24 protein-coding genes are annotated in these 26,989 nt (G+C 71.7%); 6 read left to right on the top strand and 18 right to left on the bottom strand.

From position 1 onward, the window contains the following. Positions 1 to 44: 44 nt before the first annotated feature. On the top strand, positions 45 to 371 hold the full coding sequence (locus tag OG943_RS43070; RefSeq protein ID WP_328606625.1) for an ArsR/SmtB family transcription factor: 327 nt from the start codon (positions 45 to 47) through the stop codon (positions 369 to 371). Continuing rightward, a complete protein-coding gene (locus OG943_RS43065) occupies positions 368 to 880 on the top strand; it encodes an SRPBCC domain-containing protein (protein ID WP_328606624.1) in 513 nt (170 codons plus the stop codon). The genes OG943_RS43070 and OG943_RS43065 overlap by 4 nt, the downstream gene beginning before the upstream one ends. Before the next feature lie 78 nt (positions 881 to 958). On the opposite strand, the gene OG943_RS43060 is transcribed toward OG943_RS43065, so the two are convergent. The 7 genes from OG943_RS43060 to OG943_RS43030 all read right to left on the bottom strand — a co-directional run bounded on the left by OG943_RS43060 (position 959) and on the right by OG943_RS43030 (position 8,577). Then, complete coding sequence (locus OG943_RS43060; protein ID WP_328606623.1) at positions 959 to 1,945, bottom strand: N-acetylglucosamine kinase; 987 nt, start codon at positions 1,943 to 1,945, stop codon at positions 959 to 961. Then, entirely contained in the window at positions 1,936 to 3,195 is a 1,260-nt protein-coding gene (locus tag OG943_RS43055) for a 6-phospho-beta-glucosidase (RefSeq protein ID WP_328606622.1), read from the bottom strand. The genes OG943_RS43060 and OG943_RS43055 overlap by 10 nt, the downstream gene beginning before the upstream one ends. Beyond that, positions 3,192 to 4,082, bottom strand: a complete 891-nt coding sequence (locus OG943_RS43050; RefSeq protein ID WP_328606621.1) for a carbohydrate ABC transporter permease — start codon at positions 4,080 to 4,082, stop codon at positions 3,192 to 3,194. Before OG943_RS43050 ends, OG943_RS43055 begins: the two co-directional genes overlap by 4 nt. Further along, the gene (locus OG943_RS43045; RefSeq protein ID WP_442874842.1) at positions 4,079 to 4,966 is read right to left on the bottom strand and encodes a carbohydrate ABC transporter permease; all 888 of its coding nucleotides are present in this window, start codon (positions 4,964 to 4,966) and stop codon (positions 4,079 to 4,081) included. The genes OG943_RS43050 and OG943_RS43045 overlap by 4 nt, the downstream gene beginning before the upstream one ends. 137 nt (positions 4,967 to 5,103) lie before the next feature. Further along, complete coding sequence (locus OG943_RS43040) at positions 5,104 to 6,477, bottom strand: ABC transporter substrate-binding protein (protein WP_328606619.1); 1,374 nt, start codon at positions 6,475 to 6,477, stop codon at positions 5,104 to 5,106. A gap of 11 nt (positions 6,478 to 6,488) precedes the next feature. Then, complete coding sequence (locus tag OG943_RS43035) at positions 6,489 to 7,760, bottom strand: ROK family transcriptional regulator (RefSeq protein ID WP_328612327.1); 1,272 nt, start codon at positions 7,758 to 7,760, stop codon at positions 6,489 to 6,491. Positions 7,761 to 7,989: 229 nt separating this feature from the next. Beyond that, entirely contained in the window at positions 7,990 to 8,577 is a 588-nt protein-coding gene (locus tag OG943_RS43030) for a TetR/AcrR family transcriptional regulator (RefSeq protein ID WP_328606618.1), read from the bottom strand. A gap of 89 nt (positions 8,578 to 8,666) precedes the next feature. On the opposite strand from OG943_RS43030, the gene OG943_RS43025 reads away from it, so the two are divergent. Next, positions 8,667 to 9,548: an SDR family oxidoreductase gene (locus tag OG943_RS43025; RefSeq protein WP_328606617.1), complete on the top strand. Its 882-nt coding sequence runs from the start codon at positions 8,667 to 8,669 to the stop codon at positions 9,546 to 9,548. 39 nt (positions 9,549 to 9,587) lie between these two features. Here the strand turns inward: OG943_RS43025 and nudC are convergent, their stop codons facing one another. From nudC to OG943_RS42995, 6 genes are read right to left on the bottom strand one after another with little or no spacing between them, the layout of a single operon-like run. Continuing rightward, positions 9,588 to 10,607, bottom strand: coding sequence for an NAD(+) diphosphatase (gene nudC / locus OG943_RS43020; RefSeq protein WP_328606616.1), 1,020 nt, complete (start codon positions 10,605 to 10,607; stop codon positions 9,588 to 9,590). Then, entirely contained in the window at positions 10,607 to 12,016 is a 1,410-nt protein-coding gene (locus OG943_RS43015) for a M16 family metallopeptidase (protein ID WP_328606615.1), read from the bottom strand. Before OG943_RS43015 ends, nudC begins: the two co-directional genes overlap by 1 nt. A gap of 55 nt (positions 12,017 to 12,071) precedes the next feature. Further along, positions 12,072 to 13,367, bottom strand: coding sequence for a M16 family metallopeptidase (locus tag OG943_RS43010; protein ID WP_328606614.1), 1,296 nt, complete (start codon positions 13,365 to 13,367; stop codon positions 12,072 to 12,074). A 9-nt stretch (positions 13,368 to 13,376) separates the two neighbouring features. Then, positions 13,377 to 14,981: a DUF2207 family protein gene (locus tag OG943_RS43005; RefSeq protein ID WP_328606613.1), complete on the bottom strand. Its 1,605-nt coding sequence runs from the start codon at positions 14,979 to 14,981 to the stop codon at positions 13,377 to 13,379. Beyond that, a complete protein-coding gene (locus OG943_RS43000; protein WP_328606612.1) occupies positions 14,978 to 16,270 on the bottom strand; it encodes a DUF2207 domain-containing protein in 1,293 nt (430 codons plus the stop codon). Before OG943_RS43000 ends, OG943_RS43005 begins: the two co-directional genes overlap by 4 nt. Before the next feature lie 22 nt (positions 16,271 to 16,292). Further along, positions 16,293 to 17,186, bottom strand: a complete 894-nt coding sequence (locus tag OG943_RS42995; RefSeq protein WP_328606611.1) for an RDD family protein — start codon at positions 17,184 to 17,186, stop codon at positions 16,293 to 16,295. 173 nt (positions 17,187 to 17,359) lie between these two features. Between OG943_RS42995 and OG943_RS42990 the strand changes: the two genes are divergently transcribed. Further along, positions 17,360 to 18,940, top strand: coding sequence for a GMC family oxidoreductase (locus OG943_RS42990; protein WP_328606610.1), 1,581 nt, complete (start codon positions 17,360 to 17,362; stop codon positions 18,938 to 18,940). 42 nt (positions 18,941 to 18,982) lie between these two features. Further along, entirely contained in the window at positions 18,983 to 19,987 is a 1,005-nt protein-coding gene (locus tag OG943_RS42985; protein WP_328606609.1) for a stage II sporulation protein M, read from the top strand. Positions 19,988 to 20,036: 49 nt separating this feature from the next. Here the strand turns inward: OG943_RS42985 and OG943_RS42980 are convergent, their stop codons facing one another. The 5 genes from OG943_RS42980 to OG943_RS42960 are packed head-to-tail and all read right to left on the bottom strand — an operon-like array spanning position 20,037 to position 25,464. Next, entirely contained in the window at positions 20,037 to 21,329 is a 1,293-nt protein-coding gene (locus OG943_RS42980; RefSeq protein WP_328606608.1) for a DUF58 domain-containing protein, read from the bottom strand. A 4-nt stretch (positions 21,330 to 21,333) separates the two neighbouring features. Next, positions 21,334 to 22,308: an AAA family ATPase gene (locus OG943_RS42975; protein WP_328606607.1), complete on the bottom strand. Its 975-nt coding sequence runs from the start codon at positions 22,306 to 22,308 to the stop codon at positions 21,334 to 21,336. Continuing rightward, positions 22,305 to 23,453 carry a DUF4350 domain-containing protein gene (locus tag OG943_RS42970; RefSeq protein ID WP_328606606.1) on the bottom strand — a complete coding sequence of 383 codons (1,149 nt, stop codon included), beginning with the start codon at positions 23,451 to 23,453 and terminating at the stop codon, positions 22,305 to 22,307. The genes OG943_RS42975 and OG943_RS42970 overlap by 4 nt, the downstream gene beginning before the upstream one ends. Continuing rightward, positions 23,450 to 24,085 (bottom strand): DUF4129 domain-containing protein, encoded by a 636-nt coding sequence (locus tag OG943_RS42965; protein ID WP_328606605.1) that lies wholly within the window; start codon positions 24,083 to 24,085, stop codon positions 23,450 to 23,452. The genes OG943_RS42970 and OG943_RS42965 overlap by 4 nt, the downstream gene beginning before the upstream one ends. Beyond that, positions 24,079 to 25,464, bottom strand: coding sequence for a hypothetical protein (locus OG943_RS42960; protein ID WP_328606604.1), 1,386 nt, complete (start codon positions 25,462 to 25,464; stop codon positions 24,079 to 24,081). Before OG943_RS42960 ends, OG943_RS42965 begins: the two co-directional genes overlap by 7 nt. Before the next feature lie 512 nt (positions 25,465 to 25,976). Here OG943_RS42960 and OG943_RS42955 point away from each other — a divergent pair. After that, on the top strand, positions 25,977 to 26,927 hold the full coding sequence (locus OG943_RS42955) for a neutral zinc metallopeptidase (protein ID WP_328612326.1): 951 nt from the start codon (positions 25,977 to 25,979) through the stop codon (positions 26,925 to 26,927). Positions 26,928 to 26,989: the final 62 nt, after the last annotated feature.

Here is a 26,989-nt window from a genome sequence, read left to right as displayed (position 1 = left end):
GCTCCCGGTTGACATGTGACCTTTTGGTCACCTATCCTTCCTCCATGCCGGATGACGACCTGGTGTTCAAGGCGCTGGCGGATCCCACCCGGCGGTTCCTGCTCGACCAGCTGTTCGCGCGAGACGGGCGGACACTGGGCGAGCTGGAGTCCGAAGTGGACATGACGCGCTTCGGCGTGATGAAACACCTGAAGCTGCTGGAGGAGGCCGGGCTGGTCATCAGCCGCAAGGAGGGGCGCGAGAAGCGGCACTTCCTGAACGCGGTGCCGATCCGCCAGATCCACGACCGGTGGATCGGCAAGTACACCGCCCGTCACACCGCGGCGCTGCTCGACCTCAAAGCCGAACTGGAGAAGGAGCCACCAGAATGACCGAGACGAAGACCGTGCAGGTCAACCGCGTTTACATCAAGGCGAGCCCGCAGGCGATCTGGGACGCCATCACCAAGCCCGAGTGGACGGCGAAGTACGGCTACGGCGGCCTGGCCGACTTCGACCTCCAGGCCGGCGGCAAGCACCGCTTCCGCCCGACGCAGGACTTCATCGACGCCGGGTACACCGGTGACCTGCTCGACGGCGAGGTCGTCGAGGTCGACCCGCCGCGCAGACTGGTCATCACCTGGCGGCTGCTGATGGACCCGAGCCTGATCGCGGAGCCGTACACCACGCTCACCTACGACATCGAGGAAACCCAGTCGACGGGCACCCGGCTCACCATCACCCACGACGTCACCGGCGCGCCGAACCACGCCGCGATGGTCGCCGGGGTGCACGAGGACCTCAACGCCGGCCCCGGGCAGAACGCGGGCGGCGGCTGGGCCTGGGTCCTCTCGGACCTCAAGTCCCTGCTGGAAACCGGCGAAACCGTCGCGGTCCGCTGACCCCCGCTTGGTCGAAGTCCGTTAAGGCCTCCTTACCCGCGTCGGACGCGGGTAAGGAGGCCTTAACGGCTTCGGAGGTCAGGCCCGCTGGGTGGCGGCCTTCAGCGCGGCCTTCGCCGACGCGGGTGAGCCGAGCGCGTCGAGGCCGAACAGGGCCGCGCCGACGACGGGGTTCACGTCGACCACCCGCACTCGCGCGAGCGGCGCCACCTTGAGGCAGCGCCGCTCGATCTCCGCGATCACCGGCGCGCCGACACCGGTCAGCACACCGCCGCCGAGGATCACCTCCGGGGCCGACTCGGTGAGGTCCAGCCGCCGCAGGATCACCGCGACCAGCACGCTCACCTCCTCGACGAACCGCGCGACCACCTGCTGCGCCACCTCGTCGCCGTCGGCCGCGACCTCGAACAGCAGCGGGCACAGCCCGTGGATGGACGCTGAGTCCAGCTCGCCGAAATGCAGGCCCTGCACCACATCCAGCAGCGTCGGCCGGCCGAAGAAGCCCGCCACCGCGGCCTGCAGTTCCGTCCGGGGGCCACGGCCGTCCTCCGCGCGGACGGCCCACCACAGGGCCTCCTCACCGAGCCGGTAGCCGCCGCCCCAGTCGCCGGAAAGCCGGCCCAGCGCGGGAAACCGGTACACGCGGCCGTCCGGTCCGACGCCGATGCCGTTGATTCCCGCGCCGCACACCACGGCGACGCCGGTGCCGTCCGAGCTGCCGGCGCGCAGCAGCGCGAGGACGTCGTTGCCGACCTCCAACGTGACGCTCCAACCGCGGGCAAGAAGCGCTTCACGCAACGCCTTTTCCTCGCGCGGGAAGTCCAGCCCGGCCAGGTACGCCGAAGTGTGCACGCCGTACGGCCGTTCCACCGGCAGCCCGGCCGAGGTCAGCGCCTCGGCCACCAGCGATTCGAGCGCGGCCACACACCCCGCGACGCCGACGTTCTGCGGGGAGGCGCCGGGGCCGCGCGATTGGGCGAGCACCTCGCCGTCGCGCGACACCAGCAGTACTTCGGTTTTGCTGTTTCCTCCATCGATGGCGACAACCGCGGACCTCACGCCCATGGCAGGAAGTCGCGGTTGATCGACACCAGGGAGTCGGCCAGCTGGTCGGCCTTGGTGTACTGCCCGATCAGCGGGTGGGCCAGCAGCGCGTCGGCCACCCGGTCGCGCCCGCCCTTCACCGCGGCCTCCAGCGCGAGGTGCTCGTACGCCGTCACGGCCGCGATCAGCCCGGAGAACCGCGGCTCGACGGGCTTCTGCGGGATCGCCACCGCGCCACCGGAGTCCACAGTGGAGGATACCTCGATCACCGCGTCGTCCGGCAGGAAGCCGAACGTGCCGTTGTTGGGCACGTTCACCACGTGCTCCTCCGGCGGCCCGCCCGCGGTCAGCGCGTGCACGAGCTGCACCGCCGCCTCCGAGTAGTACGCGCCGCCGCGCTTCTCCAGCGAATCCGGCTTCGTCACCTGCTCCGGGTCGAGGTAGAGCTTCAGCAGCTCCTCCTCCACGTCGCTGACCACCTCGGCGCGCGGGCGTTCCTTGAGCTGCTTGGCCACCTGCTCGTCGTGTGCGTAGTAGTACTTCAGGTAATACGATGGCACGGCGTTCATCCGCCGCATCCACTCAACCGGCGCCGTCACCTCTTCGCCGAGGAACTCCGCGTGCTCGGACAGCAGCTCCGGCAGCCGGTCGACGCCGTCGACGAAAACGCCGCGCTCCCAGCTCAGGTGGTTCAGTCCCGTGTGGACGAGCTTGACGTCGCCGGTCCCCGCGCCGAGCAGCTTTCCGAACTTCCGCTGCAGGTTGATCGCGACGTTGCACAGCCCGACAGCGCGGTGGCCCTCCTGCAGCAGCGCCCGCGTGACGATGCCGACCGGGTTCGTGAAGTTGACGATCCAGGTGTCGTCGCCCGCCACCTTGCGCACGCGTTCGGCGATGTCGAGCACCACCGGCACCGTCCGCAGCGCCTTCGCCAGCCCGCCCGCACCCGTCGTCTCCTGGCCGAGGCAGCCGCACGCGTGCGGGAACGTCTCGTCCGTCGCGCGCGCCCGCTGCCCGCCGACCCGCAGCTGGATCAGGACCGCCGAAGCACCGTCGACGCCCTCCTCCAGGTTCGCGGTTGTGCGCACCCGGGCCGGGTGCCCGGCGTGGTCGAGCAGCCGCTGGCTGAACCCGCCGACGGCCTCCACCCGGTAGGCGTCGGGGTCGATCAGCACGATCTCGTCGACGTCCAATGTGGACCTTCGCCCGGCGATCCCGTCGACCAGCTCCGGCGTGTAGGTGGACCCACCGCCGACCACTGCCAGCTTCATCCCTTGACTCCCGTGAACGTGATGCCCTTGACAAAAGACTTCTGCGCGAACACGAACAGCACGATCACCGGCGCCATGATCAGCGCGGTGGCGGCCATCGTGAGGTTCCACTCGACGTGGTGCATGCCGCGGAACGACGCGATCGCCAGCGACAGCGGCCAGTTGTCCTGGTTCTCGCCGGTGTAGAGCAGCGGCCCGAAGTAGTCGTTCCAGGTGAACAGGAAGCAGAACATCGCGGTGGCCGCGATACCCGGCTTGGCCATCGGGAGCAGCACCCTGACCATGGCCTGGAACTCGTTGCAGCCGTCGATCTTCGCCGCTTCGAGGTAGTCCTTGGGGATGGTGAGGAAGAACTGCCGGAGCAGGAAGATCGAGAACGCGTCGAAGAAGAAGTACGGCACGATCAGCGGCACCAGCGTGCCGGTGAGGCCGAGCCGCACCCACAGGTCGTACAACGGCACGATGGTGACCTGCGGCGGCAGCATCATCGCCGCCACCGTGAGCATGAAGAACAGGTTCTGGCCGCGCCACCGCAGCTTCGCCAGCCCGTACGCCGCGGGGATGGCCGAGACGAGCGCCCCGACTGTCGCCAGCGAGGAGTAGAGCAGGCTGTTGCCGAAGTACTCCAGCAACGGCGCCCGGCGGAACACCTCGACGAAGTTCTCGAAGTGCCACTCCGTCGGCCACAGGCTGGACGACATCGCCTGGTCGCTCTTCATCACCGCGGTGAGGAAGACGAACAGCAGCGGCAGCACGAAGACCACGCCGAGCGCGATGCCGATGGCGTGCGTCGCGATGAAGCCGAGGCGTTTGTCCCACTGGCGCTTGAAATGCACGCGCGGGGGCACGGACGCGGGTGGGCGCGCGGGCGCCGAGATCGTGGTCATGCCCCCTCCTCCTGATGCTGGGCCTTACGCAACTGCCGCACGAGAATCCACGTGAAGCCTGCGGAAACGATGAACAGCAGCACGGCCATGGCCGCCGCGTAACCCATGTTGAAGTAGCGAAAACCCTGGACGTACAACCAGATCGGGTAGGTCAGCGTCGAGTTCTCCGGCGCGCCGATCAGCTTCGAGTTGCCCGCGACGTCCGCCGTGCCCGCCGAAGCGGACGAGGCGACGATCGCCTGGGTGAAGAACTGCAGCGCGTAGATCATCGAGTTGACCACGCCGAACAGCAGCACCGGCGAGATCGACGGCAGCGTCACGTGCCAGAACCGGCGGACCGGGCCGGCGCCGTCCAGCTCGGCGGCTTCGTACTGCTCGACAGGCACGTCGAGGAGCGCGGCGAGAATGATGATCATCAGCTCGCCGGAGCCCCACAACGCCAGCAGTGTGAGCGCGGGCTTCGACATCTCCGGGCTGTTGAACCACAGCCCGCCGTCGATGCCCAGCAGGCGCAGGAACCGGTTCACCGGGCCGAATTCGGGGTTGAACACGAAGACGAACGCCAGCGTCGCCGCGGCCGGCGGGGCCAGCGCGGGCAGGTAGCAGAGCGTGCGGACGATGCCGACGCCCGACTTCAGCCGCGAGATCACCGAGGCGACGCCGAGCGAGAACAGCACCCGGCAGATGGTCAGGATGATGACCAGCCACAACGTGTTGTAGGCCGCGGTCTTCACCAGCGGCTCGCTGGTGAACATCCGCACGTAGTTCTCGAACCCGATCCACTGTGGAGGGTTGATCAGGTCGTACCGGGTGAACGAGTAGTAGACGGTGGCGATCAGCGGGTAGCCGAAGAAGATCAGGAACCCGAGCGACGCCGGGGCCATGAAGTAGAACACCGTCCGGCGGCGCTTGGCCCGCCGGGCCCCCGCCCGCACCTTCGCGGGTGCGGGCGGGGTGCTCGTCTTTGACGTCAGTACGCGCGGCGAGGCAATTTCTACCGCCGAGGCGCCATCGGACGGAGTCATCCGCCCGAGCCCTTCTGCGCCAGCTCGTCGTTCACCTGCGCGTCGACCGCCTTGAGGCCGGCGTCGAGGTCGGGCACGGAGCCGGCCTGCCACTTCTCGGCGAAGTCGTTGACTGCCTTGAGGAAGGCGTCGCCGATCGGGGTGGACGGGTTCGCGACCATCTTGCCGCTGCCGTAGATGTCGAGGAACGTCTTGAACTGCGGCGGCACGTCGAGCTTCGGCGAGGAGAGCGAGTCCTTGGTGCTGGGCACGTTCTTCAGGCCGTTGGCCATGTCGACCAGTGTGTCGGTGTCGAGCGAGGCCTGCTTGATCAGTTCCCAAGCCGCGCCGGGGTTCTTGGCGCCCTTGGGGATGGCGATGATGGTGCCGGTCGCGAAGCCGCCGCCGTAGTGGTCGGCCATGCTGTCGAGGACGGGGGCGGGCGCGGTGGCGTAGTTCAGCTTCGGCGTCTGGTCCTTGATGAACGCGGTGCGGAACTCACCGTCGTACATCATCGCCAGCTTGCCCGTCTGGAAGCCGTTGTCGGCCGAGTACTCGTCACCGAGGCCGGCCTTGAACTTCTCGACCTTGTCGTGGCCGCCGTAGAAGTCGATCAGCTGCTTCTGGAACTCGAACATCGCCTTCCAGCCGGGGCTGGACGCGAGTGAGGACTTGCCGTCCGGGCCGATGAACTGCGCGCCGAAGTTCGGGGCCCAGTACTGCGCCTGGTTGGCGTAGAACGGCATCGCGGGGATGAAACCCGCGGTCTTGATCGAGCCGTCCGCGTTGAACTCGGTGAGCTTCTTGGCGTCTTCGAGCAGCTCGCTGGTCGTCTTCGGCGGTGCGGTGATGCCCTTGGCCGCGAACAGGTCCTTGTTGTAGTAGAGCCCGTAAACGTCGGCGAGCATCGGCATGGCGCAGCGCTTGCCCTGGTACGACGTGTAGTTCCGGACCGCCTCGGGGATCTGGTTCAGGTCGACCTTGTCCCGGTCGAGGTAGGGCTTGAGGTCCTGGAAGCTGCCGGTGGAGCACCAGGCGCCGAGGTTGTCGGTGTAGAACGAGATCGCCACGTCGGGCGGGTTGCCGCCGCGGATCGACTGGGTGAGCTTGTCGTCGTCCTGGTTGCCCTCGTGGTTGATGGTGATGTTGGGGTACTTGGCCTTGAGCTTGTTCAGCGCGTTGGTGACGACGCCGTACTCGCGGTCGGTGAACTTGCTGTAGACGGTGATGGTGAGCTTGTCGTCCTTGCCCGGCGGCGCGGCGGCGTCACCCGAAGCGGTCGGCGCGGCCGCGCCACAGGCGGACGTGAGCAGCGCGGTGGCGGTCGCGGCGCAGAGCAGCAGGGAACCGCGCCTTCGTGCGATTCTCCGGATGCGGGTCGTGAGGGGCATGACCCTCCTCCTCATCGGTGGGGACTACTCGGTCGGGACTCATTTTCTGGAGACTCGTCTTTCCGGGACTCAGCTGAGCTCGGGAGCGCCGCGGACGGCGTTCCCCCCGCGGGCCTGCGCGACCCGAGGAGCGTGGGGGTGACGACGCCGAAGACGTCCTCACGGGCGGTGGCGAGCGCGGACTGCAGCGCGCCCGCGCGCACCGCGTTGCCCTGCACCGAAGCGACGCCGACGGGCGTGCGGGGCAGGACCAGCGCGTGCAGCTTCTCGGCGACGTTCGCGGCGAACTCCTCGCCGCCGGCGCGGCTGGTTTCGCCGCAGAGCAGGATCAGCTGCGGGTCGGCGACGGCGACGAGGCTCGCGATGCCGCCCGCGACCCGTCGTGCCAGATCGTCGAGAAAACCGTTGCCGGGCAGGGACTTCGCCTGGGCCACGGCGTCCCAGGCGGCCTCGGCGGTGATGCCGTGCGCCTTCGCGAGCCTGGTCACGGCGGGTGAGTCCACGAGGTTGCCGAACCGCGCGCCGGCCTCGGGCCACTCGTCGCCGGTGTCCACAATGGCCGGATCGGGGACGCGCATCCAGTCGATCTCACCGCCGCCGCCGGTCGCGCCGCGCAGCAGCCGCCGTCCGATGACCACGGCGCCGCCGACGCCCTCGGACAGCCAGACCATGACGAAGTCGTCGACGTCCTGGGCCTTGCCCTCGCTCATTTCCTCCACCGCGACGAGGTTCACGTCGTTCTCGATGGTGACTGCGATGCCCAGCTCCTCGGACAGCCGCGCCGGGACGTCGAAGCCGAGCCAGCCGGGGATGTGCGGCGCGGAGGACAGCCGCCCGGTGCGCGGGTCGAACGCGCCCTGCGCGCCGATCACGACGTTCGCCAGCGCGGCGAGGTCGATCCCGGCCTGCGCGGTGACGTGCCGCAGCGCTTCGCCGAACGTGCCGACAACGTCCGCACCCTCGTGCACGGGCAGCTGTACCCGGTATTCGGCGAGCACGGTCCCCGCGACGTCGGCGACCACGAAGTCCGCGAGATTCGGCGTAAGGTCCACGGCCACGACGTGCGCCAGCCCGCCGTTGACCGCCCAGAGCTGCGCGCGCGGCCCACGGCCACCCCCGCGTTCACCGGCCTTGCCGACGACTTTGTCCTGCTCAAGCCGGGTGAGCAGCTGCGCCGTGGCGGGCTTCGACAGCCCGATCGCGACCTCCAGCTCGGACCGCGTCAACGGCCCGCTGCGCAGGAGCACCTCGATCGCCGCGCGATCATTGATCTCGCGCAGCATCCGCGGACTGCCGGCTCGCACGGGGGTTCTCCTTAATTAGGATACTTTACAGACGGTTTCCGGGGACTGTAGTGAGCGCGGCCACAGCTCGTCAATGGGCGCCGGGAACGGGCGGGTAACGCTTCGGGTCCGGCGGGTAAACCGGTGCTCATAGTGACTGATCCGCTGCCGGCCGTGAGCGGTTCAGGACAGCGAGCGGCCCCGATCTTCCCCGTTCACGAGCTGACTCTTATTGGCCCGCGACAAGGGAATCGAGCTTGACCGCGCACGCCTGCAGCTCGTTCAAGGCCGCCGCGGCATGGCGCGCGAACTCGTTGTCCTCCGACGCCATCCAGCGCTCGATGGCGATCCGGAAGGCGAGCATCCCCACTTCCGCCCCCAGCCGGGCGGTCAGCTCGTCCGCGCCACGGGCACGCAGGGCGTCGCTGATCGACCCGGCGATCCGGGCGTACTTGAGCAGTCCCCGCTCCTGCGCTTCGGCGTTCGCCGCGACCACCTGCACGCGCTGGCGGGCTTTGGCCCGCCGCTGCGGAGTCATCGCGACCTCGGCGGCCGCGAGCGCGGCCCGTAGGCACGCTGTGAGCGTCGACCCCGGCGGGGCTGCCCGGACAGCGTCGCCGAGCAGCCCGGCCAGCACGTCTTCACCGCCGAACAGGACTTCCCGCTTGTCGGCGAAGTGCCGGAAGAACGTGGCGCGGTTCAACCCGGCCCGGTCCGCGATCTGGGCGACGGTCGTCTCCTCGTACCCGTTCTTCACGAACAGGTCCAGCGCCGCGGCCTCGAGGCGCTCACGCGCGTCCGGCGCCCATCTACTCACCAGCACAGTCTAAGCGAGGCGACTGAGTCGCGTCACTTGTGCTAGCTTTGATGCGACCCGATCGCATCACTTACCCCAGGAGAACTCCCATGCGCGTCTTCGTCACCGGTGCCTCAGGCTGGATCGGCTCGGCCGTGGTCCCCGAACTCCTCGGCGCCGGCCATCAGGTCCTCGGGCTGGCCCGCTCGGACGCCGCCGCCAAAACCGTCGCCGATCTGGGCGCCGAGGTGATGCGCGGCGACCTGAACGACCTCGACGTACTGCGCGCCGGCGCCCTCGACAGCGACGGCGTCATCCATCTGGCCTTTGTCGTGCCCAGCACCACCGAGGCCGCGACGCGGACCGACGCCTCGGCCGTCACCACGTTCGCCACCAGCCTCGCCGGCTCCGGCAAGCCCCTGGTGGTCTCCGGCGGAACCCTCGTCAGACCCGGACGACCCGCGACCGAGCGCGACGAGCTCATCGCCGAAGGACCGATCGCGGCCCGCATCACCACCATGCGGGCCGCGCTGGCCGCCGCCGACCAGGGCGTTCGCTCCTGCCTGGTCATGCTGCCCCGCTCAGTGCACGGCGATGGGGACCGGCACGGATTCGTCCCCCGGCTCATCTCCTTGGCCCGGGACAAGGGCGTCTCCGGCTACCTCGGCGACGGGACCAGCCGCTGGCCCGCCGTCCATGTGAAGGACGCCGCGAGTCTCTACCGGCTGGCCATCGAGCAGGCGCCCGCCGGCGCGGTGCTCCACGCTGTCGGCGACGAAGGCGTGCCCGTCCGCGACATCGCCGAAGCCCTCGGGCGGCACTTGAACCTGCCGGCCAAGCCCCTGCCCGCCGCGGAGTACGAGGGGATGTTCGTGCGCCTGCTCGGCACCGACATGCCCGCTTCCAGCGCCATCACCCGGGAACTCCTGGGCTGGAAGCCCACCCACCCGAGCCTCATCGAGGACATCGAGCAGGGCCACTACTTCTCGTGAGTGTTTATGCCGGTTCTAACCGGCATAAACACTCACGAGTCACTCGTCGGCGTCAGCCCAGGCTTTGAGCATCACGCGGGCGATCGAGGAGTTGCCCGGGAGGATCATCTCCGCCGTGCCTCCCGCGATGGGGGTCGGGACGGCGCCCTCGTTGCGGATCTGGCTGTTGCGGAAGGCCGCGCGGACCTCCTCGCGGGTGACCCACAGGGCCTCTTCGATCTCGCCGTCCGCCGGGACCAGCGGCAACGACGGGTCGGCGCGGGCGGTGAAGCCCAGCATGATCGAGCGCGGGAACGGCCAGGGCTGGCTGCCCAGGTACCGCACGTCGGACACCTCGGCGCCGACCTCCTCGCGGATCTCCCGCTCGACACAGCCTTCCAGCGACTCGCCAGCCTCGACGAAGCCCGCCAGCACCGAGTAACGGCCCGCGGGCCACACCGGCTGGCGCGCGAGCAGCACGCGCGAGCCGTTGACGCCTTCGTAGTCGTGCACCAGGCAGATCACCGCGGGGTCCGTCCGCGGGTACTCCTCGTGTCCGTTCGCCTCGCACCGGCTGGCCCAGCCGAACTGGGTCAGCTCGGTCGGCGAGCCGTCGCGCGTGCAGTACTTCGCCTGGCGACGCCAGTTCCGCAGCGCCTGCGCGGTGGTGAACAGGCCGGCCGACGTGTCGTCCAGCAGGTCGCCGTGGCCGCGCAGCTCGACCCAGATCTCGCCGTCGACGCGCGGGACCTCTTCGACGAAGCCCCAGCTGCCGGCCATCCGCACGGTGTCCGCGTCGCCCTCGGCGCGGCCGGGCAGCGACCAGTAGTCGGTGTCCTCCCACTCGCCGAGGAACACCGCGTCGGCGGGCGGCTCATTGCCGTAGTTGGCGGCCTTGCGCGTGGCCAGCGAGGTGGTGCCCTCGACGACCGGGGTGCGCCCGGCGTCGTCGAGCAGCACGACCCGCGCCTGCGGCCACTTCGAGACGAGCCGCTCCGGGTTGGTGCGCAACGTCTCCTGACGGTCCACAGTGGACCGGGACAGCGTCGGAAGCGAATCGAGGGTGTACGGGACGGTCATCAGGCCTGCTCGCCCGCTGTCTCTTCGCCCACTGCTTCTTCGCCCACCGTGACGTCGCCCAGCGCGGTGAGCTTCGGCCCCAGCAGGTCCGCGTCGCCCACGACCACGCCGGTGAACCGCTTGGGCGCGAAGAAGTCCAGCGCCGCCTGCGCGACCTGCTCCCCCGTCACCGCCGCGATCCGCGCCGGGTGCTCCTGCAGCCACTCGACACCGAGGCCGGTGGACGCGAGCGCCATCACCTGCCCGGCCAGGCCGGTCTGCGAAGAGGTCGAGGTGAGCAGCGAGCCGATCGCGTACTGGCGCACCGACTCGACCTCGTCGGCCGTCGGCGGCACCAAGCCGAGGCGGCCCAGCTCGTACCGCGTCTCCAGCAGCGCCGCGGCCGTCACCTCGTTGGCCGTGTCGGCATCGACGTTCACCGTCGCGTTCTGGTCGGTGAACTCGAAACCCGAGTGCGCGCCGTAGGTGTAACCCTTGTCCTCACGGATGTTCTCCACCAGGCGCGAGGAGAAGTAGCCGCCGTAAGCCAGGTTCGCCAGCTGCAGCGACGGGTAACGCGGGTCGGTGCGCGGCACCGTCTGCGCGGACAGCCGGATCTGCGACTGGACCGCGCCGGAACGCGGCACCAGCAGCACGTTGCCGCCGGTCAGCTCGGGCAGCGCGGGCAGCCGCAGCGCGGAGCGGTCCGACGCCCAGCCGCCGAGCGCGCGCTCGAGGTCGGCCGGCACGGTCTGCGGGTCGATGTCGCCGACGATCACCAGCACGGAACCGCGCGGCAGCACCGAAGCCGCGTGCAGCGCCCGCACCTGCTCCGGCGTCACCACCTCCACATCGGACGCCTGCGGCACCTCGCGCGTGGCGGGGTGGTCGCCGTAACGCTGCTTCTGCAACGCCTCACGCGCGATCGTGCGCGGCTGCGTGCGCGAAACCGCGATGCGCTCGATCAGCCGCTCACGCTCGCGGCCCACCTCGGCGTCGGTGTACGTCGCGCCGGTGAACACGTCGCCGAGTACGTCGAGCAGCGTCGGCAGGCCGCTCGACAGCGCGGAACCGGTGACGTACAAGCGTTCCGGGTCGACGCCGGTGCCCAGGTCGCCGCCGATCAGCGCCAGCTCGGCGTCGATCTCGACGCGGTCGCGGCGCGCGGTGCCGGTGAGCAGGGTCTCCGCCAGCACCTCCGCGGTGGCCGGGTGCAGCTTGTCCTCGCCCGCGAACGGGATCCAGACGCGGACCTCGACCAGCGGCACGGTGGCCTTGCGCACGGCCACCACCCGCAGGCCGTTGCTCAGCGTGGTGTCCACATGGGACAGGTCGGCCGCCGGGGACTGCGAGCCCAGCGGGGGCAGCGGGCGCGGCCCCGTGGCCGTGCGGCCGATCTCCGCCGCACTGCGATGCGTAGCCGAAGTCACTGCTGATCGTTCCTTTCAGAGTCGGCCAGGTTCACGATCAGGTGCGTAGCCGAAGTCACTGCTGATCGGTCCCTTCAGAGTTGGCCGGCTTGATGACCAGCACGGCGCGCGAGTCGGGCCGCAGCGCCTTCGCCGCGGCCGACACCGCCTCGCCGGTGATCGCCGACATGCGGTCGGCCAGCCGGTGCACCAGCGTCGCGTCGCCGTACAGCAGCTCGAACGCGCCGAAAGCGAGCGTGCGCGACACCAGCCTGTCGTGCTCCGAGTGCAGGCTCGCGGCCCAGCGCGCGGTGACCTTCTTGAGTTCCTGCTCGTCCGGCGGCGTCGACGCGAGCTTCTCCAGCTCCTCGTCGAGCGCGGCGAGCACGCGCTCGCGCGACACGTCCGGCGGGTGGATCGCGGTGATGGTGAACGTGTCCGGGTCGCGCGCCTCGAACGGGCCGAACAGCCCGGCGCCCGCGCCGATGTCGACCACCAGCGGCTCGCGGTGCACCAGCCGCTGCTGCAGGCGGGAGCCGTCGCCGTCGGTGAGCACGCTGGCGAGCACCAGGTAGGCGAGGTAACCGTCGAGCTCGTTGATCGGGTCCGGCATGCGGTAGCCCACGGCGAGCGCGGGCAGCGGCGCGTGCGCGTCCTGGTGCTCCCCGTACAGCTCGCTGGTGGGCGCGGGCTCGGCGAACGAGCGGCGCGGCGGCGCGGGCCGGTACGGGACATCGCCGAAGTGCTTCTCGATCAGTGCTTTCGCGTTCTCCACCTCGAAGTCGCCCGCGACGGTGAGCACCGCGTTCGCCGGTGAGTAGAAGGTGTCGAAGAACGCCGCGCAGTCCTCTAGGGTGGCGCCCTCGAGGTCCTCGAACGCGCCGTAACCGTCGTGGGCGTTCGCGAAGGTGTTGTACAGCACCGGCGGGAGCAGGATCCACGGGAAGCCGCCGTACGGCCGGTTCCGCACGTTGAGGCGGATCTCCTCCTTGACGACCTCGATCTGGTTCGCCAGGTTCTCCGCGGTCAGCTTCGGCGCGCGCATGCGGTCGGCTTCGAGGAACAGCGCGCGCTCGAGCGCCGCCGACGGCAGCACCTCGAAGTAGTCCGTGTAGTCCGGGTGGGTGGACCCGTTGAAGGTCCCGCCGCTGGACTGCACGTGCCGGAAGTGGGCGAGCTTCTCCAGGCTCTCGCTGCCCTGGAACATCAGGTGCTCGAAGAGGTGCGCGAACCCCGTCAGCCCCTCCGGCTCGGAACGGAAGCCCACGTCGTAGTGCACGCTGACCCCGACAACCGGCGCGGTCGGGTCCGGGGCGAGCACCACGCGCAGACCGTTGTCGGTGGTGAAACGGACGAGTTCGGGATCGGCCATACCCCCACCCTACGCAGGAGCCGGGTCCCTCGGTGCGTCCGGTCGGATGCCTCTCACCCCGTGGTGCGCTGTCGCGAACGCGGCGACCAGCGCGGCCGCGAAACCGCTGGTCGCGGCCACCGCGGCGGGGCCTTCGGCGGCCGTTCCATACCAGTACGCCTGTGGCGAACGGCCGGGCGCGGCGAAGGCCGCCGCCCATTGATCGGCTTCGCCGAGGGCGAGTGCGTACGGGAGGGCCCGGGAGAAGAGCAGCTCTCGGTCCGCGGCGGTGAGGCGGGCGGGCTCCGGCGCGGCCAGCCGGGCGCGCAGGCCGAGCAGGCGACGGCGCAAAAGCAGACCCGACGTCGTCCGCGCGGGGAGCAGGCGGGCGCCGAGCGCGAGCGCCGCGCCGCAGGCGATCACCACGAGGCCGAGCTGGGCGTAGCCGACGGTGAAGGTGAGCAGCACCGTCAGGAACACGCCGTACAGACAGAGTCGCGCGCCGGCCCGGGACAGCCGCGGGGCGCGGCGGGAGAGCCAGCGGCGGCGGACGACGTCGGCCAGCAGCCCGGCCCGGAACGATGGCAGCGCTGTTGAGCGCAGTGACGACACCGTCACCGACTCCCCCGGCAGCACGGCTTCGTACACCGCGCGCTCGAACCGGCCCAGCTGCTCGTCCGGCGGGTTCCGGCGCACGAGCGTCCAGTCGCGCGGGCCGTCCTCGCTGACCCAGATGTAGTTCCGCACGCACAGGTCCAGCACGGTCGCGGCGAGGTCGACGGCGTCGGCGCGGCCGGTGAGCAGCGGGCCGACGTGGCCGGGCAGCACGCCGTCCGGCGAGGAGAAACGGCCGCCCGCCAGCAGGTCCACCGGCATCGGAGCGGCGGGCGCGGCGTCCCGTCGGCGCAGGAACGCCACCATCGCCAGCGCCGCCAGCAGCAGCACCACGAACGCGCCCCACGCCCACCGCACCGGGGCCGACGCCGAGATCGCGCCCGCCACGGTCTTCGACGGCACCAGCCGCTCGGTGACGGGCACGGTGCCGCCCGGCAGCTCGGCCGTCAGCTCCACGCGCTGGCCCGCGGCGAGGTTCGAGACCGACACCCGCGTGAGGCCGGAGTGGTCGATCTGCGCGGCCCCGCACGGGGTGACCGTCTCGGGTGGGCCGGCGACGCAGGTCAGCGCGTCCGGCACATTCGGCGCGGCGAACGTCGCCCGCACCAGCTCCAGCCGCGTGTCCCAGCCGCCCGCGAGGTCCCACGTCACCCGCTCGACGCCGCGGCCCGCGCCGACCGCACCGTCCACCGTGTACTGGACGATCGACGTGCCGCCACGGAGGTCCAGCGTCACGGCGTCGGCCGAGGTCTCGGAGCTGCCCGCGCCCTCGATGCTCAGGTCGCGGACGGTGAGCAGGCGGTCCTGGTCGTCGTCGGCCGGTGCGCGCAGCGGGATTCGCCGGGTCATCGACGTGCCCTCGGGCACGGAGACGGCTTCGGTGACGGACAGGCTGCCGTCGCGCTGCACCTTCAGCGTGACCTCCGCGCTCTGCGGCAACGCGGGCAGATCCTGTGCGGACGCGGCCGGGGTCAGGACCAGTAGCAGCGCCGGAACGGCGAGGAAGATGGTGCGCCTCATGCGAAAACCCCGTCCGGCTCCAGTGCGCGGCGACGTTCGGACAGGGCTAGGACCCCGTCGAGCGCGGCCTCCAGGGCTTCGTCGTCGGGTCGGGGCGGGGCAGCGAGTGCCCGCCCGCGCGCGGTCCGGCGGGGCAGGCTCGGCGCGGCCGCGACCAGCGCGAGACCGGCGACGACCACCGCGACGCCCAGCAGCGCGTACCCGACGGTGAAGGTGAGGACGGCCGTCGCGACCACGCCCAGCGCGAGTAGGCCGAGGCCGAGTCGCCGCGCGCGGGCGGGTAAGCGGGACAGCCAGCCTTCGCGGACGGCGTCGGCGCGAAGGCGGTCACGCAGGGCCTTGGGATCGAGGGCGCGGACTTCCGACAACCGGGGGACGTCGAATGCCGCGAGCACGGTGCGTTCGAAGTCCCGCAGCTCGTCGCCTTCGCCGCGGGTGACTTGCCAGTTGGCGCCGTCCGTCTCGGTGAAGCGCAGGTGACCGCGGGCGGCCAGGTCGAGTGCTGTGCCGGCGAGGTCGAGGCGGTCGCCGTTCACGATCGCGGCGTACGCGGGCGGGACGACGGTCGTTGTGGTTGGCGATATCGGCTTGGTCGGTATGCGGTCGCGGCGGCGCAGCCACCAGACGGCGAGTGCACCGAGAAGCAGCAACACCGCCAGGACACTGAGTCCCACAGCGGCGACCGGGCCGAACACGAAGGCCGCCGCGACCGTCGAGACCGGGACGAACCGGGCGTTGGCGGGCAGCGCCCCGGCCGGCAGCCGCACGGCGAGGTCGATGCGGTCGCCCCGGGCGAGGCCGTCCTGCTCGACACGCACCACGCCGTGGTCGCCGATCTCGGAGAACGTGCACTGCCGCGCCGATCCGGGCGAGCCGGCGAAACAGTCCGCAGTGGACATTCCGGGCACGGGCGGGGTGAAAGCGGCGGTCACGCGGGCCACGTCGGTGTCCCAGCCGCCGGTGACCTGCCAGCGCAGCTGGCCGCCGTCGTCGACCGCACCGTCCACTGTGTACGTCAGGGTGGCGGTGCCGCCGTCGAAGGTCGCCACCACGCCGTCGGCGCCGGTTTCGACGTGGCCGCCGGTGATGCGGACGTGGTCGATCGCGTAGCGGCGGTCCTGGTTCTCGGTGGCGGGCACCCGCAGCGGGATCCGGTGGACGGCGTGCCCGCTGGTGGTGACCCGCTCGGTCACGGTGAGCGAGCCGTCCCGCGCGGCCGTCACGGCGACGTCGTCGGTCACCCCGCCGGACGGCGCGAGCACCAGCGCCACGGCCAGTTCGGTCAGCACGGCGACAGCGTAAGGCCCACGGTCAGCTCGGTGGGGTGAACGGGTTCTCCGGCTCGGCGCGCGGCGGGTCCGGCACGTAACCCGACGCCAGTCCGGGGTGCTGCGAATACCCCGGCTGCGGCGGGTACTGGACCGGCGGCGCAGGCCGCACGTACGCCTGCGCGAGCCGCGCCTGGTCACGATTGCGGCGTTCCGCCAGCACGGCCTGCAGGAAAGTCCACGGCGGCAGGCCGTACGGGATGGCTGCCCCGACGGCGTTCGCCACCTGATGCGCCAGGCCCTGGCCGAGCGACGCGGCCGCTTCCGGGCGCAGCTCGTGGTAACGGCCGAGGAACTGCCGGGACGCCAGCGCCAGGTCGTCCGGCAGGCGGCTGAGGTCCAGCTGCGCGGCCCACCCCTCCAGACCCGGCGGCATCACGACGTACGCCTGCGCGCTCTCCGGCACCCGCTCACGGATCACCAGCGTGCCGGCCAGGAAGTCGCCGACGCGGCGGCCGTCCGACGAGGTCAGCGAGACGATCACCGCCACGGCGCCCAGGAAGCCCAGCGCCCAGAAGTCCACGAAGAACCCGGCCAGCGCGCGGGTCAGCGCGTGGCGGAAGCGGATCGGGCCGCCGTCGAGGCGGACCACGCGCAGGCCCAGCGCCAGCTTGCCGAGCGAGCGGCCGCGGCTGAGCGTCTCGAACAACACCGGGTAGCCGATCACGACCAGCACGAACAGCACGAGCAGGAGCGTCAGTGCCAGCGACGAGTCGGCGCTGGGCATGGCGAACACCAGCACGAACACGGCGATCAGCAGCAGCGCGGCCTGCACGAGGACGTCGAGCAGCATCGCGACCCCGCGGCTGGCGAGCTTGGCCACCCGCAGGTCCAGCACCACGGCTTCGCCGGTGACGAGATCGGACTCTTCCTGCACCGGGCCAGCCTAGTGAACTGCGGGTGGTTACGGCGCGATTGTCCGCAGACCCAGCCGGCACAGAGGTTTCCGGCCGGGAATCGGGGCGAGCCGCACCCGGTCGGCGCTTCTGCCGGGCTCGGCCGGATCAGCAGAATCGGCACTGGAGATCCGCCGAACCAGAGGAGCACTCAGTGGAGCCGAGAACCACGACCGGGCCGTCCGAAGTCGCGGACGTGGTGATCGTCGGCGGTGGCGCGGCCGGTTGCGTCGTGGCCGGCCGGCTCGCCGCCGGGTCGGACCGGGAGATCGTGCTGCTGGAAGCGGGGTCGGTGGCGGACGCCCGGCGGTCCCCGATGCCCGGCGGTGCCTTCGCCGCGCTCAATGACGAGATCCTGCACACGGACGTCACGGTGCCGCAGCCGGAATTGGGCGGCCGGAAGATCGCCGTGCTGACCGGGAAGGCGCTCGGCGGTGGCAGCTCGGTCAACATGCTGGCCTGGTTCCAGGGCGACCCCGCGGACTACGACGGCTGGCTCGCCGCCGGCGCCGAGGGCTGGGGCTGGGCGGACGTGCGCCCGGTCTTCCAGCGGATCGAGCACAACGCGGCGGGCGCGGGCGAGTTCCACGGTGCGGGCGGCCCGATGGCGATCGACTTCGCGCGGGACATCGAACCCGGCCTGCTGCGGTTCGTCGCCGCCGGGGAGCAGGTCGGCCTGCCGGTTTCCCACGACCTCAACGGCAAGGACCGGGTCGGGGTCGGGCTGAGCCCGACGAACATCCGCAACGGCGCCCGGCACAGCGTCGTCGACGGGTACCTCACGCCGGTGGCGCACCGGCCCGGCCTGAGCGTCCGCGGCGACTCCCCGGTGGAACGGATCCTGATCGAGGACGGCCGGGCCACCGGGGTCCGGCTGGCGGACGGCACGGTGATCCGGGCCAGGGAGAAGGTGGTGCTCGCGGCGGGTGCGCTGAAGACGCCGAAGCTGCTGATGCTCTCCGGGGTGGGCCCGGCGGAGCACCTGCGCGCGCACGGGATCGACGTCGTCGCCGACAGCCCAGGCGTCGGGCAGAACCTGCACGATCACCCGATGGTCCCGGCGGTCTGGCAGGTGCACTCCGGGCGCACGCTGCTCGACGCCCAGGACGAGCAGTCGCAGGAGGCGTACCGGCTGCTCGGCCGCGGGCCGTTGAGCGCCTTCCCCACGGTGGCGGCGTTCTTCCCGCCGGCGGACGGGGACGGTGCCCCGGAGGTCCAGGGGCTGTTCTACCTGATCGGGCTGGACGGGGACCTGCAGCCGCTCGACGAGCCGGCGGTGACCGTGACCGTCGCCCTGCTGACCCCGCGGAGCCGGGGAACGCTCCGGCTCGCGTCGGCCGATCCGGCGGCGGCGCCGATCGTCGACCCCGGTTACCTGACCGATCCGGGCGACCTGCCCCGGCTTCGCGAAGGGGTACGACGGGTCGCCGAGCTGATGGCGGCACCCGCCGCGCGGAAGGTCAGCGGGGCCCGCGTCTTCCCGGCGGAAATCGCCTCGGACGAAGCGCTCGACGAGTGGATCCGGCAGAACGTGCAGACGCAGTGGCATCCCTGCGGCACCTGCCGGATGGGCACCGATCCGCTGGCGGTGGTCACCCCGCGGCTGGCCGTGCACGGCGTGGAGAACCTGATGGTGGCGGACAATTCGGTGATGCCCGCCGTCACCCGGGGCAACACGCACGCGCCCGCGGTGCTGATCGGCGAACGCGCCGCGGAGTTCATCCTCGGCGGGTGAGCCCGGCCTCTAGGCTGGGGGTTCCAGCAGAGGGGGTGACGGGTGGACGTCGACGTTTTCGTCGCGGCGCACAGCGCGGAGTGGTCGCGGCTCGGCCAGCTCGTGCGGCGCCGCCGGCTCAGCGGCGCCGAGGCCGACGAGCTGGTGACGCTGTACCAGCGCACGGCGACGCACCTGTCGATCATCCGCTCGACGGCGCCGGACCCGGCCCTGCTCGCGCGCCTGTCCGCGCTGGTGGCGCGGGCGCGCTCGGCCGTCACGGGCTCGCACAGCCCGGCGTGGCGCGAGGTGGCGCTGTTCTTCACCCGCCGGTTCCCGGCCGCGGTGTACCTGAGCCGGCGCTGGTGGATCCCCGCCGCGCTGGTGTCGGTGGCGGTGATGGCCGTGCTCGGGGTGTGGATCGCGGGCGACCCGCAGGTGCGCGCGTCGCTGATCTCCCCGGACGAGCTGAAGGCGATGACCGCGCCCGGCGGCCAGTACGAGACGTACTACTCGACCGGGCCCGCGGCGTCGTTCGCGGCGAAGGTGTGGACGAACAACGCCTGGGTGGCCGCGACCTGCCTGTTCCTCGGCGTGGCGCTTGGCCTGCCGGTGATCAGCGCGTTGTGGCTGAACTCGCTGAACGCGGGCATCGCCATCGGCCTGATGTCCTCGGCCGGCCGCGGCGACGTGCTGCTCGGCCTGCTCCTGCCGCACGGCCTGCTGGAGCTGACGGCCGTGTTCATCGCCGCGGGCACCGGCCTGAAACTCGGCTGGACGGTGATCGACCCCGGCCGCCGCTCGCGCAGCGCCGCGCTGGCCGAACAGGGCCGTTCCGTGGTGGTCATCGCGCTCGGGCTGGCCTGTGTGCTGCTGGTCTCGGGCGTGATCGAGGCCTTCGTGACGCCGTCGGGCTGGCCGACCTGGCTGCGCATCGGCATCGGCGCGGTGGTGGAGCTGCTCTTCCTGACCTACGTCTTCACCCTCGGCCGCCGCGCCGCCCGCGAAGGCGAAGTCGGCGACCTGGACTCCCAGTACACCGGCGACGCCCTGCCCGAGGCCGGCTAAAAGCTCGTGAGTGTTTATGACGGTTAGAACCGTCATAAACACTCACGAGTCACAAGCGCCCGGCGGCCTTCAACGCCAAGTACCGGTCGGCCAGTGCCGGGGGCAGTTCGTCCGGCACGGCGTCCACCACGGCGACCCCGCGACGGCCGAGGCGGGCCACGGCGGACGCGCGCTCGGCCATCGCCCGCTCGGCCGCGGCCGCGTCGTACACCGCTTCGGCGTCACCGCGGCCACGCGCCATCTCCGCGACGCGCGGGTCCGCCACCGACGCGACGATCACCTCGTGCCGCGAAGTCAGCGAGCCCAGCACCGGGAACAGGCCCTCCTCCAACGGCGCCGGGTCGAGGCCTGTCAGCAGCACGACCAGCGCCCGCCGACGAGTGCGCCGCAAGATTTCCGCGACCATGCCGCGCGCGTCCGTCTCGACCAATGACGGCTCCAGCGGCGCCATCGCGTTCACCAGCGACGGCAGCAGCGTGGTCGCCGAAGAGCCCTGCACAGCGGCCCGCAGACGACGGTCGTAAGCCAGCAGGTCCACCCGGTCACCCGCGCGGGAGGCCAGCGCCGCCAGCAGCAGCGCCGCGTCCATCGCCGCGTCGAGACGCGGGGCATCGCCGACGCGCCCGGCCGAGACGCGGCCCGTGTCGAGGACCAGCACCAGGTGCCGGTCGCGTTCCGGGCGCCAGGTCCGCACCATCACGTCGGCCGCGCGGGCCGAGGCGCGCCAGTCGATCGAGCGCACGTCGTCGCCGATCACGTACTCGCGCAGCGAGTCGAACTCCGTGCCCTGGCCGCGGATCATCACCGCGTTGCGCCCGTCGAGCTGCTGCAGCCGCGCGAGCCGCGACGGCAAGTGCTTACGACTGTGGAACGGCGGCAGCACCCGCACCGACCACGGCACCTCGTGCGAACCCTGCCGTGCGGCCAAACCCAGCGGCCCCACCGCGCGCACGGTCACGCGGAACGCCGGCCGGTCACCGCGTCGCGTCGGCAGCAGGCGCGTGGTGAACGCGCGCCGCTCCCCCGGCGGGACGGCGATCCGGTGCCGGTCGTCGGCCGCGGCGCTCGGCGGCCACGCGTCACGCAGCAGCCCGCGCACCGCGCGTCGCCCGGGATTGGTGACGGTCAGCGTCACCTCGGCGGGCTCGCCGAGACGCACGGAAGTCGTTCCAGCACGCGAAAATCGCAGCGCGCGCACGCTGCCCGCGAGCGCCAGGTCCACCACCACCAGCACCAGCAGCACCAGGAGCACGGCCGCCACGCCAGCACCGGACGGGGCCAGCAGCCCGACCACCAGCGCGCCCAGCAGGGCCAGCAGCCCGAGCCGCCCGGTCAGCGCCATCGGCTCAGCGCGGCACCGGCACGGAGGCCAGCACCCGGTCGAGGACGCCGTCCGCGGTCACGCCTTCCAGCTCGGCCTCCGGCCGCACGCCCAGCCGGTGCCGGAGCGCGGGGCGGGCGAGCGCCTTGACGTCGTCCGGCGTCGCGTAGTCGCGCCCGGCGAGCCAGGCCCACGCGCGGGTCACGGCGAGCAAAGCCGTTGCGCCACGCGGGGAAACGCCCAGCTGCACCGAAGGCAGCTCACGCGTCGCGCGGCACAGGTCCACGACGTAGCCGATCACCTCGGGCCCGATCGTCACCCGCGCGACCGCCTGGCGCGCCGCGGTCAGGTGCGCCGCGCCGGCCACCGGGCGGATGCCCGCGGCCGCGAGGTCACGCGGGTCGAAACCCTGCGCGTGCCGCCACAGGATGCCGATCTCGTCCTCACGCGACGGCGCGGGCATGGTCAGCTTGAGCAGGAACCGGTCCAGCTGCGCCTCGGGCAGCGGGTAGGTGCCCTCGTACTCCACCGGGTTCTGCGTCGCCACCACCACAAACGGGTCCGGCAGCGGGTGCGAGCGGCCGTCGATCGAGACCTGCCGCTCCTCCATCGCCTCCAGCAGCGAGGACTGCGTCTTCGGCGGGGTCCGGTTGATCTCGTCGGCCAGCAGCAGGTTCGTGAACACCGGGCCCTCGCGGAAGGAGAACTCGCCGCTGTGCGCGTCGTACACGATGGAGCCCGTGACGTCGCCCGGCATCAGGTCCGGCGTGAACTGCACGCGGGTGGTCTTCAGGTCCAGCGACGCCGCCAAAGCCCGCACCAGCAACGTTTTCGCGACGCCGGGCACACCTTCGAGCAGCACGTGCCCACGGCAGAGCAGCGCCAGGATGAGCCCGGTGACGGCCGCGTCGTTGCCCACCACGGCCTTGCCGACCTCGGCGCGCAGGGCGATCAGGGCCGCCCGCGCGTCAACCGGCGCCTGCGTCTGTTCGGTACTCAAGACCGCTCCACCTCTCGTTCCACCCTGTCCAGTTCGTCCGCCAGCCGCACCAGCTCGGCCTCGTTGGCCGGCGGCGGGCCGTGCAGCACCGAGCCGATCTCGGCCGGCGCCCGTCCGGCGCGCGTGCTGACCGTCTCCACGAGCGACGCCGGATCGGCGTCACGCGGCAGGCCGAGCCTCGACCGCAGCCGGACGCGGGCGGCCTCCCGCAACGTCTCCGCGGCGTGCCCGGTCGCGCCGCCCCGCCGGTACAGCCGCGCGCGGCCCTCGGCCGTCTCGGCCGCGCGCACGACGATCGGCAGCGGCTCGCGCACCACCGGCCCGAGCCGCCTCGCCCGCCACAAAGCCAGCAGCACCACGGCGATCCCGGCGGTCAGCGCGCCGTAACGCCAGCCCGCGGGGATGAGGTCGAAGAACGGCTTCTTGTCCCCTCCCAGCGCGGGATCCGTGGGTGAGGGCAGGTACCAGACGAGCCGGCCGTGGTCACCCAGCAGCCGCATGGTGAGCGCCGCGTCGCCCTCGTCGGCGAGCCGGTCGTTGGTCAGCGGTGCGGACGTGCCGAGCACCGTGACGGTGCCCGTGCGGTCGGCGAACTGCACGAACGTCGGGTCGGCGCCGTCGCGGTAACAGGACCGCGCGGACGGGTCCGTGGTGCGGTAACGCACGCCGCCGAGCGCCGCCGGGCCCGCCGCGACGGCCGAGCCGACCGTGCAGTCCGGCGCCAGCGTCCGCACATCTCCGGTGCCGGCCACGGTGACCGACGGCAGCACCTGCCGCAGCGCCTCCGGCCCCGGCGCGATCAGCACGAGGTGCGCGACGCGGCGGCGCAGCTCGACAAGTCCGTTACCAGGCACCAAATCCGGTGCGGTGATCAGCAGCGTGCCGCCGTCGGCCTGCTGCAACGCCTCGTCGATGGTGTGCGCCGGATGGACGTTCACGCCCTGGCGGCCGAGCAGCTGAGCGAGCGCGCGGCTGCCGCCCGGTTCGTAGGAACCGGGCTCCAGCTGCCCGCTCGTCTGGTCGCCGCGGCTGAGCACCAGCGCCAGGCCGGTGAGCACGATCAGCAGCAGCAACGCCAGCGGAATCCTTACGCCGCGCCAAATCCGGCGCAGATCGGGCGAGACAGAGGTGCCGGTGTCGCTCACGCGCCCACCAGTGCCGGCCGCTCACGGCGGACGCGGTTTTCGAGGTCGGTCAGTGCGCGGTAGCCGTCCTCGGTGCCGGGGCGGCCGCCGTAGTGCACGTCGTCGAACAGCCGGGCGCCCGCGGTGAGGTCGGCGGCCAGGTTCGGCAGCAGCGTGCCGGCTTCGGCGGCGGCCTCGTCGGCGGTCCGGCCGGAGCGGCTGTCGAGCAGCGCGCGTTCCTCCAGACCTCGGACGAGGGCACGGAAACGCTCACGGACGGCGTCGGCGAACTGTCCTCGCGCCGCGGCCTCGTCGGCGGCACGGCGGTACTCGTCGGCGGAACGGCGTCGCCCCGCGAAAACCTGCTTGGCCGCCTGCCCGGCGCGGCCGACCTTGCCGACGCGCAGCCGGACCACCACGACCAGCACGATCAGCAGCGCGAGGACCAGCAGCACGCCCAGCGGGCCGCCGGGCACGCCGGACAGCGCGTCGAGCAGCTTGTTGAAGAGCTCGCCAAGCCAATGGCCGAGCCGTTCCAGCAGGCTCGGCTGGGCCGCCCGGTAGCCGGGGCCGGTCAGTTCCTGTGCCGCTTGCGCGCGGGCGGGGTCCCGGTCGATGTCGACCGGGACGTCGGTGAGCAGGAACGTCACCACGCCTGCTGCGGCGGCGCCGGCGGGTTGATCCCCGCGGCGCGCGCCAGCTCGATGTCCATGCCCTCGCGCCGCATCCGCTGGTCGATGTAGAGCACCACCGTGACCAGCGCCGTGAACGGCGTGACGATCGTCGACGCGATCACCGAGCCCACCGACTGCAGCACCAGCGAGCCGGTGCTCTGCTGCGGCACCCCGGCCTGCGGGTCGAACAGCCCGGAGAACGCGCCCGAGCCGAGGTCGAACGGCAGCCCGATGATCGTGGTGATCAGCCAGCCGATCAGCGACGCCAGCAGCAGGATGCCGAGCACCCGCCAGAACGTGCCGGACACCAGCCGGCGCGAGCGCCCGAAGGCCTGGCGGATCGTGCCGCGCTCCAGCACCAGCGCCGGACCGGCGAGCGCCCAGAAGACGTACGGGATCACCGCGGGCAGCAGGCAGAAGATCGCCGCGACCATGGTGGCCAGCGTGTACAGCAGGGTCAGGCCCAGCAGCGGCAGCAGCCGCGGGCCGGCCTCGCGCATCGCCGTGCGGAAGTCGACGGGACGGCCGAGCACGGCCTTGCCCATCACCACGGTGAGGAAGCCGGTGAGGAACGTCTGGCCGAGAATTGTGATGATCAACGTCGGGATCAGCGTGAGCAAGGTGCTGCCGAGCAGGTTGTAGACCGCGTCGAGCTGCTCCTGCTGGGTCGCGCCGGGGCCGAGGGTGGCCACGCGCGTGACATCCGGCAGCAGCGTCAGCGAAATCGCCAGGTTCAGCGCCGCCACGATCACCGCGACGACCGCCGAAACGCCCAGCACCAGCAACGGGTAGCGGCGGATCGCGGTGATGGCGCCGTCGAGGATGTCGCCGATGTTGAGCGGGCGCAACGCGATCACGCCGGGTTTGCCGAGTCCCTGCGGGCTCCAGCCGGCGCCGGGACGGCCGTAGGCGCCACCGGGGTACTGGGGCATCGGGGGCTGGCCGGGCGACTGCCACTGCTGACCGGGCTGGCCCGGCTGTCCGGGTGCGCTGTTCTGCGCGGCGAACGACGGCGGGCTCTGCGCGGCGTTCCCGCCCGACGGGGCCTGACCGGCGCTGCCGGACGGCGGAGTCTGCTGCGGCACACCCGAAGCCGGGGTCTTGGTGTCGTCGCCGGCCTCGGTGCTCGCGCCGGACGCGGGCGGCGAGGCCACGCCGCCGGGGGTCACCTGCGGGGCCGGGCCGGAGCCGTCGCCCGCCATGCCCTGCTGGGGCGTGACCGGCGTGGATCCGGCGTCGGGCTGGGACGGGGAAGACGCGGGGGTCGCGCCGGGAACTTCGGGCCTCGGGAAGCCCTGGCTCGGGGTGGGCGTCTCGTCGTCCGCACCGGGCCCGGGCGAGCCGGGTGTGTCTGTCATCGAAACCCCTCGTCCTCACGACCCGTCACTAACTGGCGCTCACTCTTCCAGAGCCCCCCAAACCCGGCCAGACCTGGGGTGACGACCGGGACGGGTGACCAGTCTCGGCAAGTGGTGGGGAAGCGGCCTGTTCCCCCGATATGCTGAACGGAAGCCGGGGGCCGCCCGGCTTCGCGCCGAGACCCACCGGGACTGCCCTGATGACGCAACCGCCCTACGGCCCAGTGCCGCCACGCGGGACCGTTCAACCGCCCCCGGTACCGGGCCGTGGGCCCGTCCAGCCGCCGCAAGGGCCGCCGGGCCAGCCGCCGTATCAGGGCCAGCCGCCGGGCCAGCAGTACCCGGGCCAGCCGTACCAGGGCGCACCGCAGGGCGCGCCGGGGTCGTACGGCCAGGGATCGCCGCAGGGCCCGCCCGGGGCGTACAACCAGGGTCCGCCGCAGGGTCCGCCCCCGCAGGCGCCGTGGTCGCAGCCGCACAACTTCCCGCCGCCGAAGCGGCGTTCGACCGGCCTGATCGTCGGGCTCTGCCTCGGCGCGGTGGCCGTGCTGGTGCTGGGCGTGGTGGCGATCGTCGCGCTGAACTCGCCCAGTTCCTCCGTCGCCAACGCCGGTTACCAGAACACCCCGTCGCCCGCGCCGAGCAGCCCGTACGAGCTGCCGCCGAACAACGGCTCGTCGTCCCCTTCGTCCGCACCGTCGACTTCGGACGCGCCCAGCAGCGCGCCCAGCTCGACCGGCCCGCAGAAGGTCCTCAAGCTCGCCGACCACCCGATCCTGCAGGACCCCAACGCCGGGCTGCAGAACCGCGTCTGCAACCTGCCGCCGTGGGTGAGCACGCAGGACGGCGCGGAGGCGTTCTTCACCGCGGCCAGCAAGTGCCTCGACGCCGCGTGGGGCCCGTTCCTCGAGGCCTACAACCTGCCGTTCACCTCGCCCGCGCTGCACTTCCCGACCGGGCCGAGCTTCGAGACGGAGTGCGGCACCATCCAGGTCGGCATCGCGACGGCCGCGTACTACTGCGAGAACAACCTGTACGTGCCGTTCAAGGGCCTGCAGACCGACCAGTACGGCAACAACCCCGGCGTCTACCTGGCCCTGTTCGCGCACGAGTACGGCCACCACGTGCAGGAGGTCGCCGGGATCATGGACGCCGCGTGGCAGAAGATCTACGCGGCGGGCCAGAACAGCGCGGACGGCCTGGACATGTCGCGCCGCAAGGAACTGCAGGCGCAGTGCTTCTCCGGCATGTTCCTCGGCGCGCACGTCGACCAGGGCGGCACCGTCACCCGCGACATGTACAACAAGGCCTGGAACGACCAGGAAACCCGCGGCGACAACACCTCGCACAGCCACGACCACGGCACCAACGCCCACTACGCCCAGTGGTGGCGGGCCGGCGCCCGCAGCAACCGGATCACGGACTGCAACACCTTCGCGGCCCCGGCTTCCGAGGTCAGCTGAGCAACGCCGCCCCCGGCTCCAAACGCCCCAATGTGGCGTTCGGTGCGTCCAACGCACCGAAC

The organism is Amycolatopsis sp. NBC_00345 (assembly GCF_036116635.1).
In the GTDB taxonomy this organism is placed as follows: domain Bacteria; phylum Actinomycetota; class Actinomycetes; order Mycobacteriales; family Pseudonocardiaceae; genus Amycolatopsis.
Note: the sequence above shows the minus strand (reverse complement) of the source record. Positions and strands in the feature narration are given on the sequence as shown.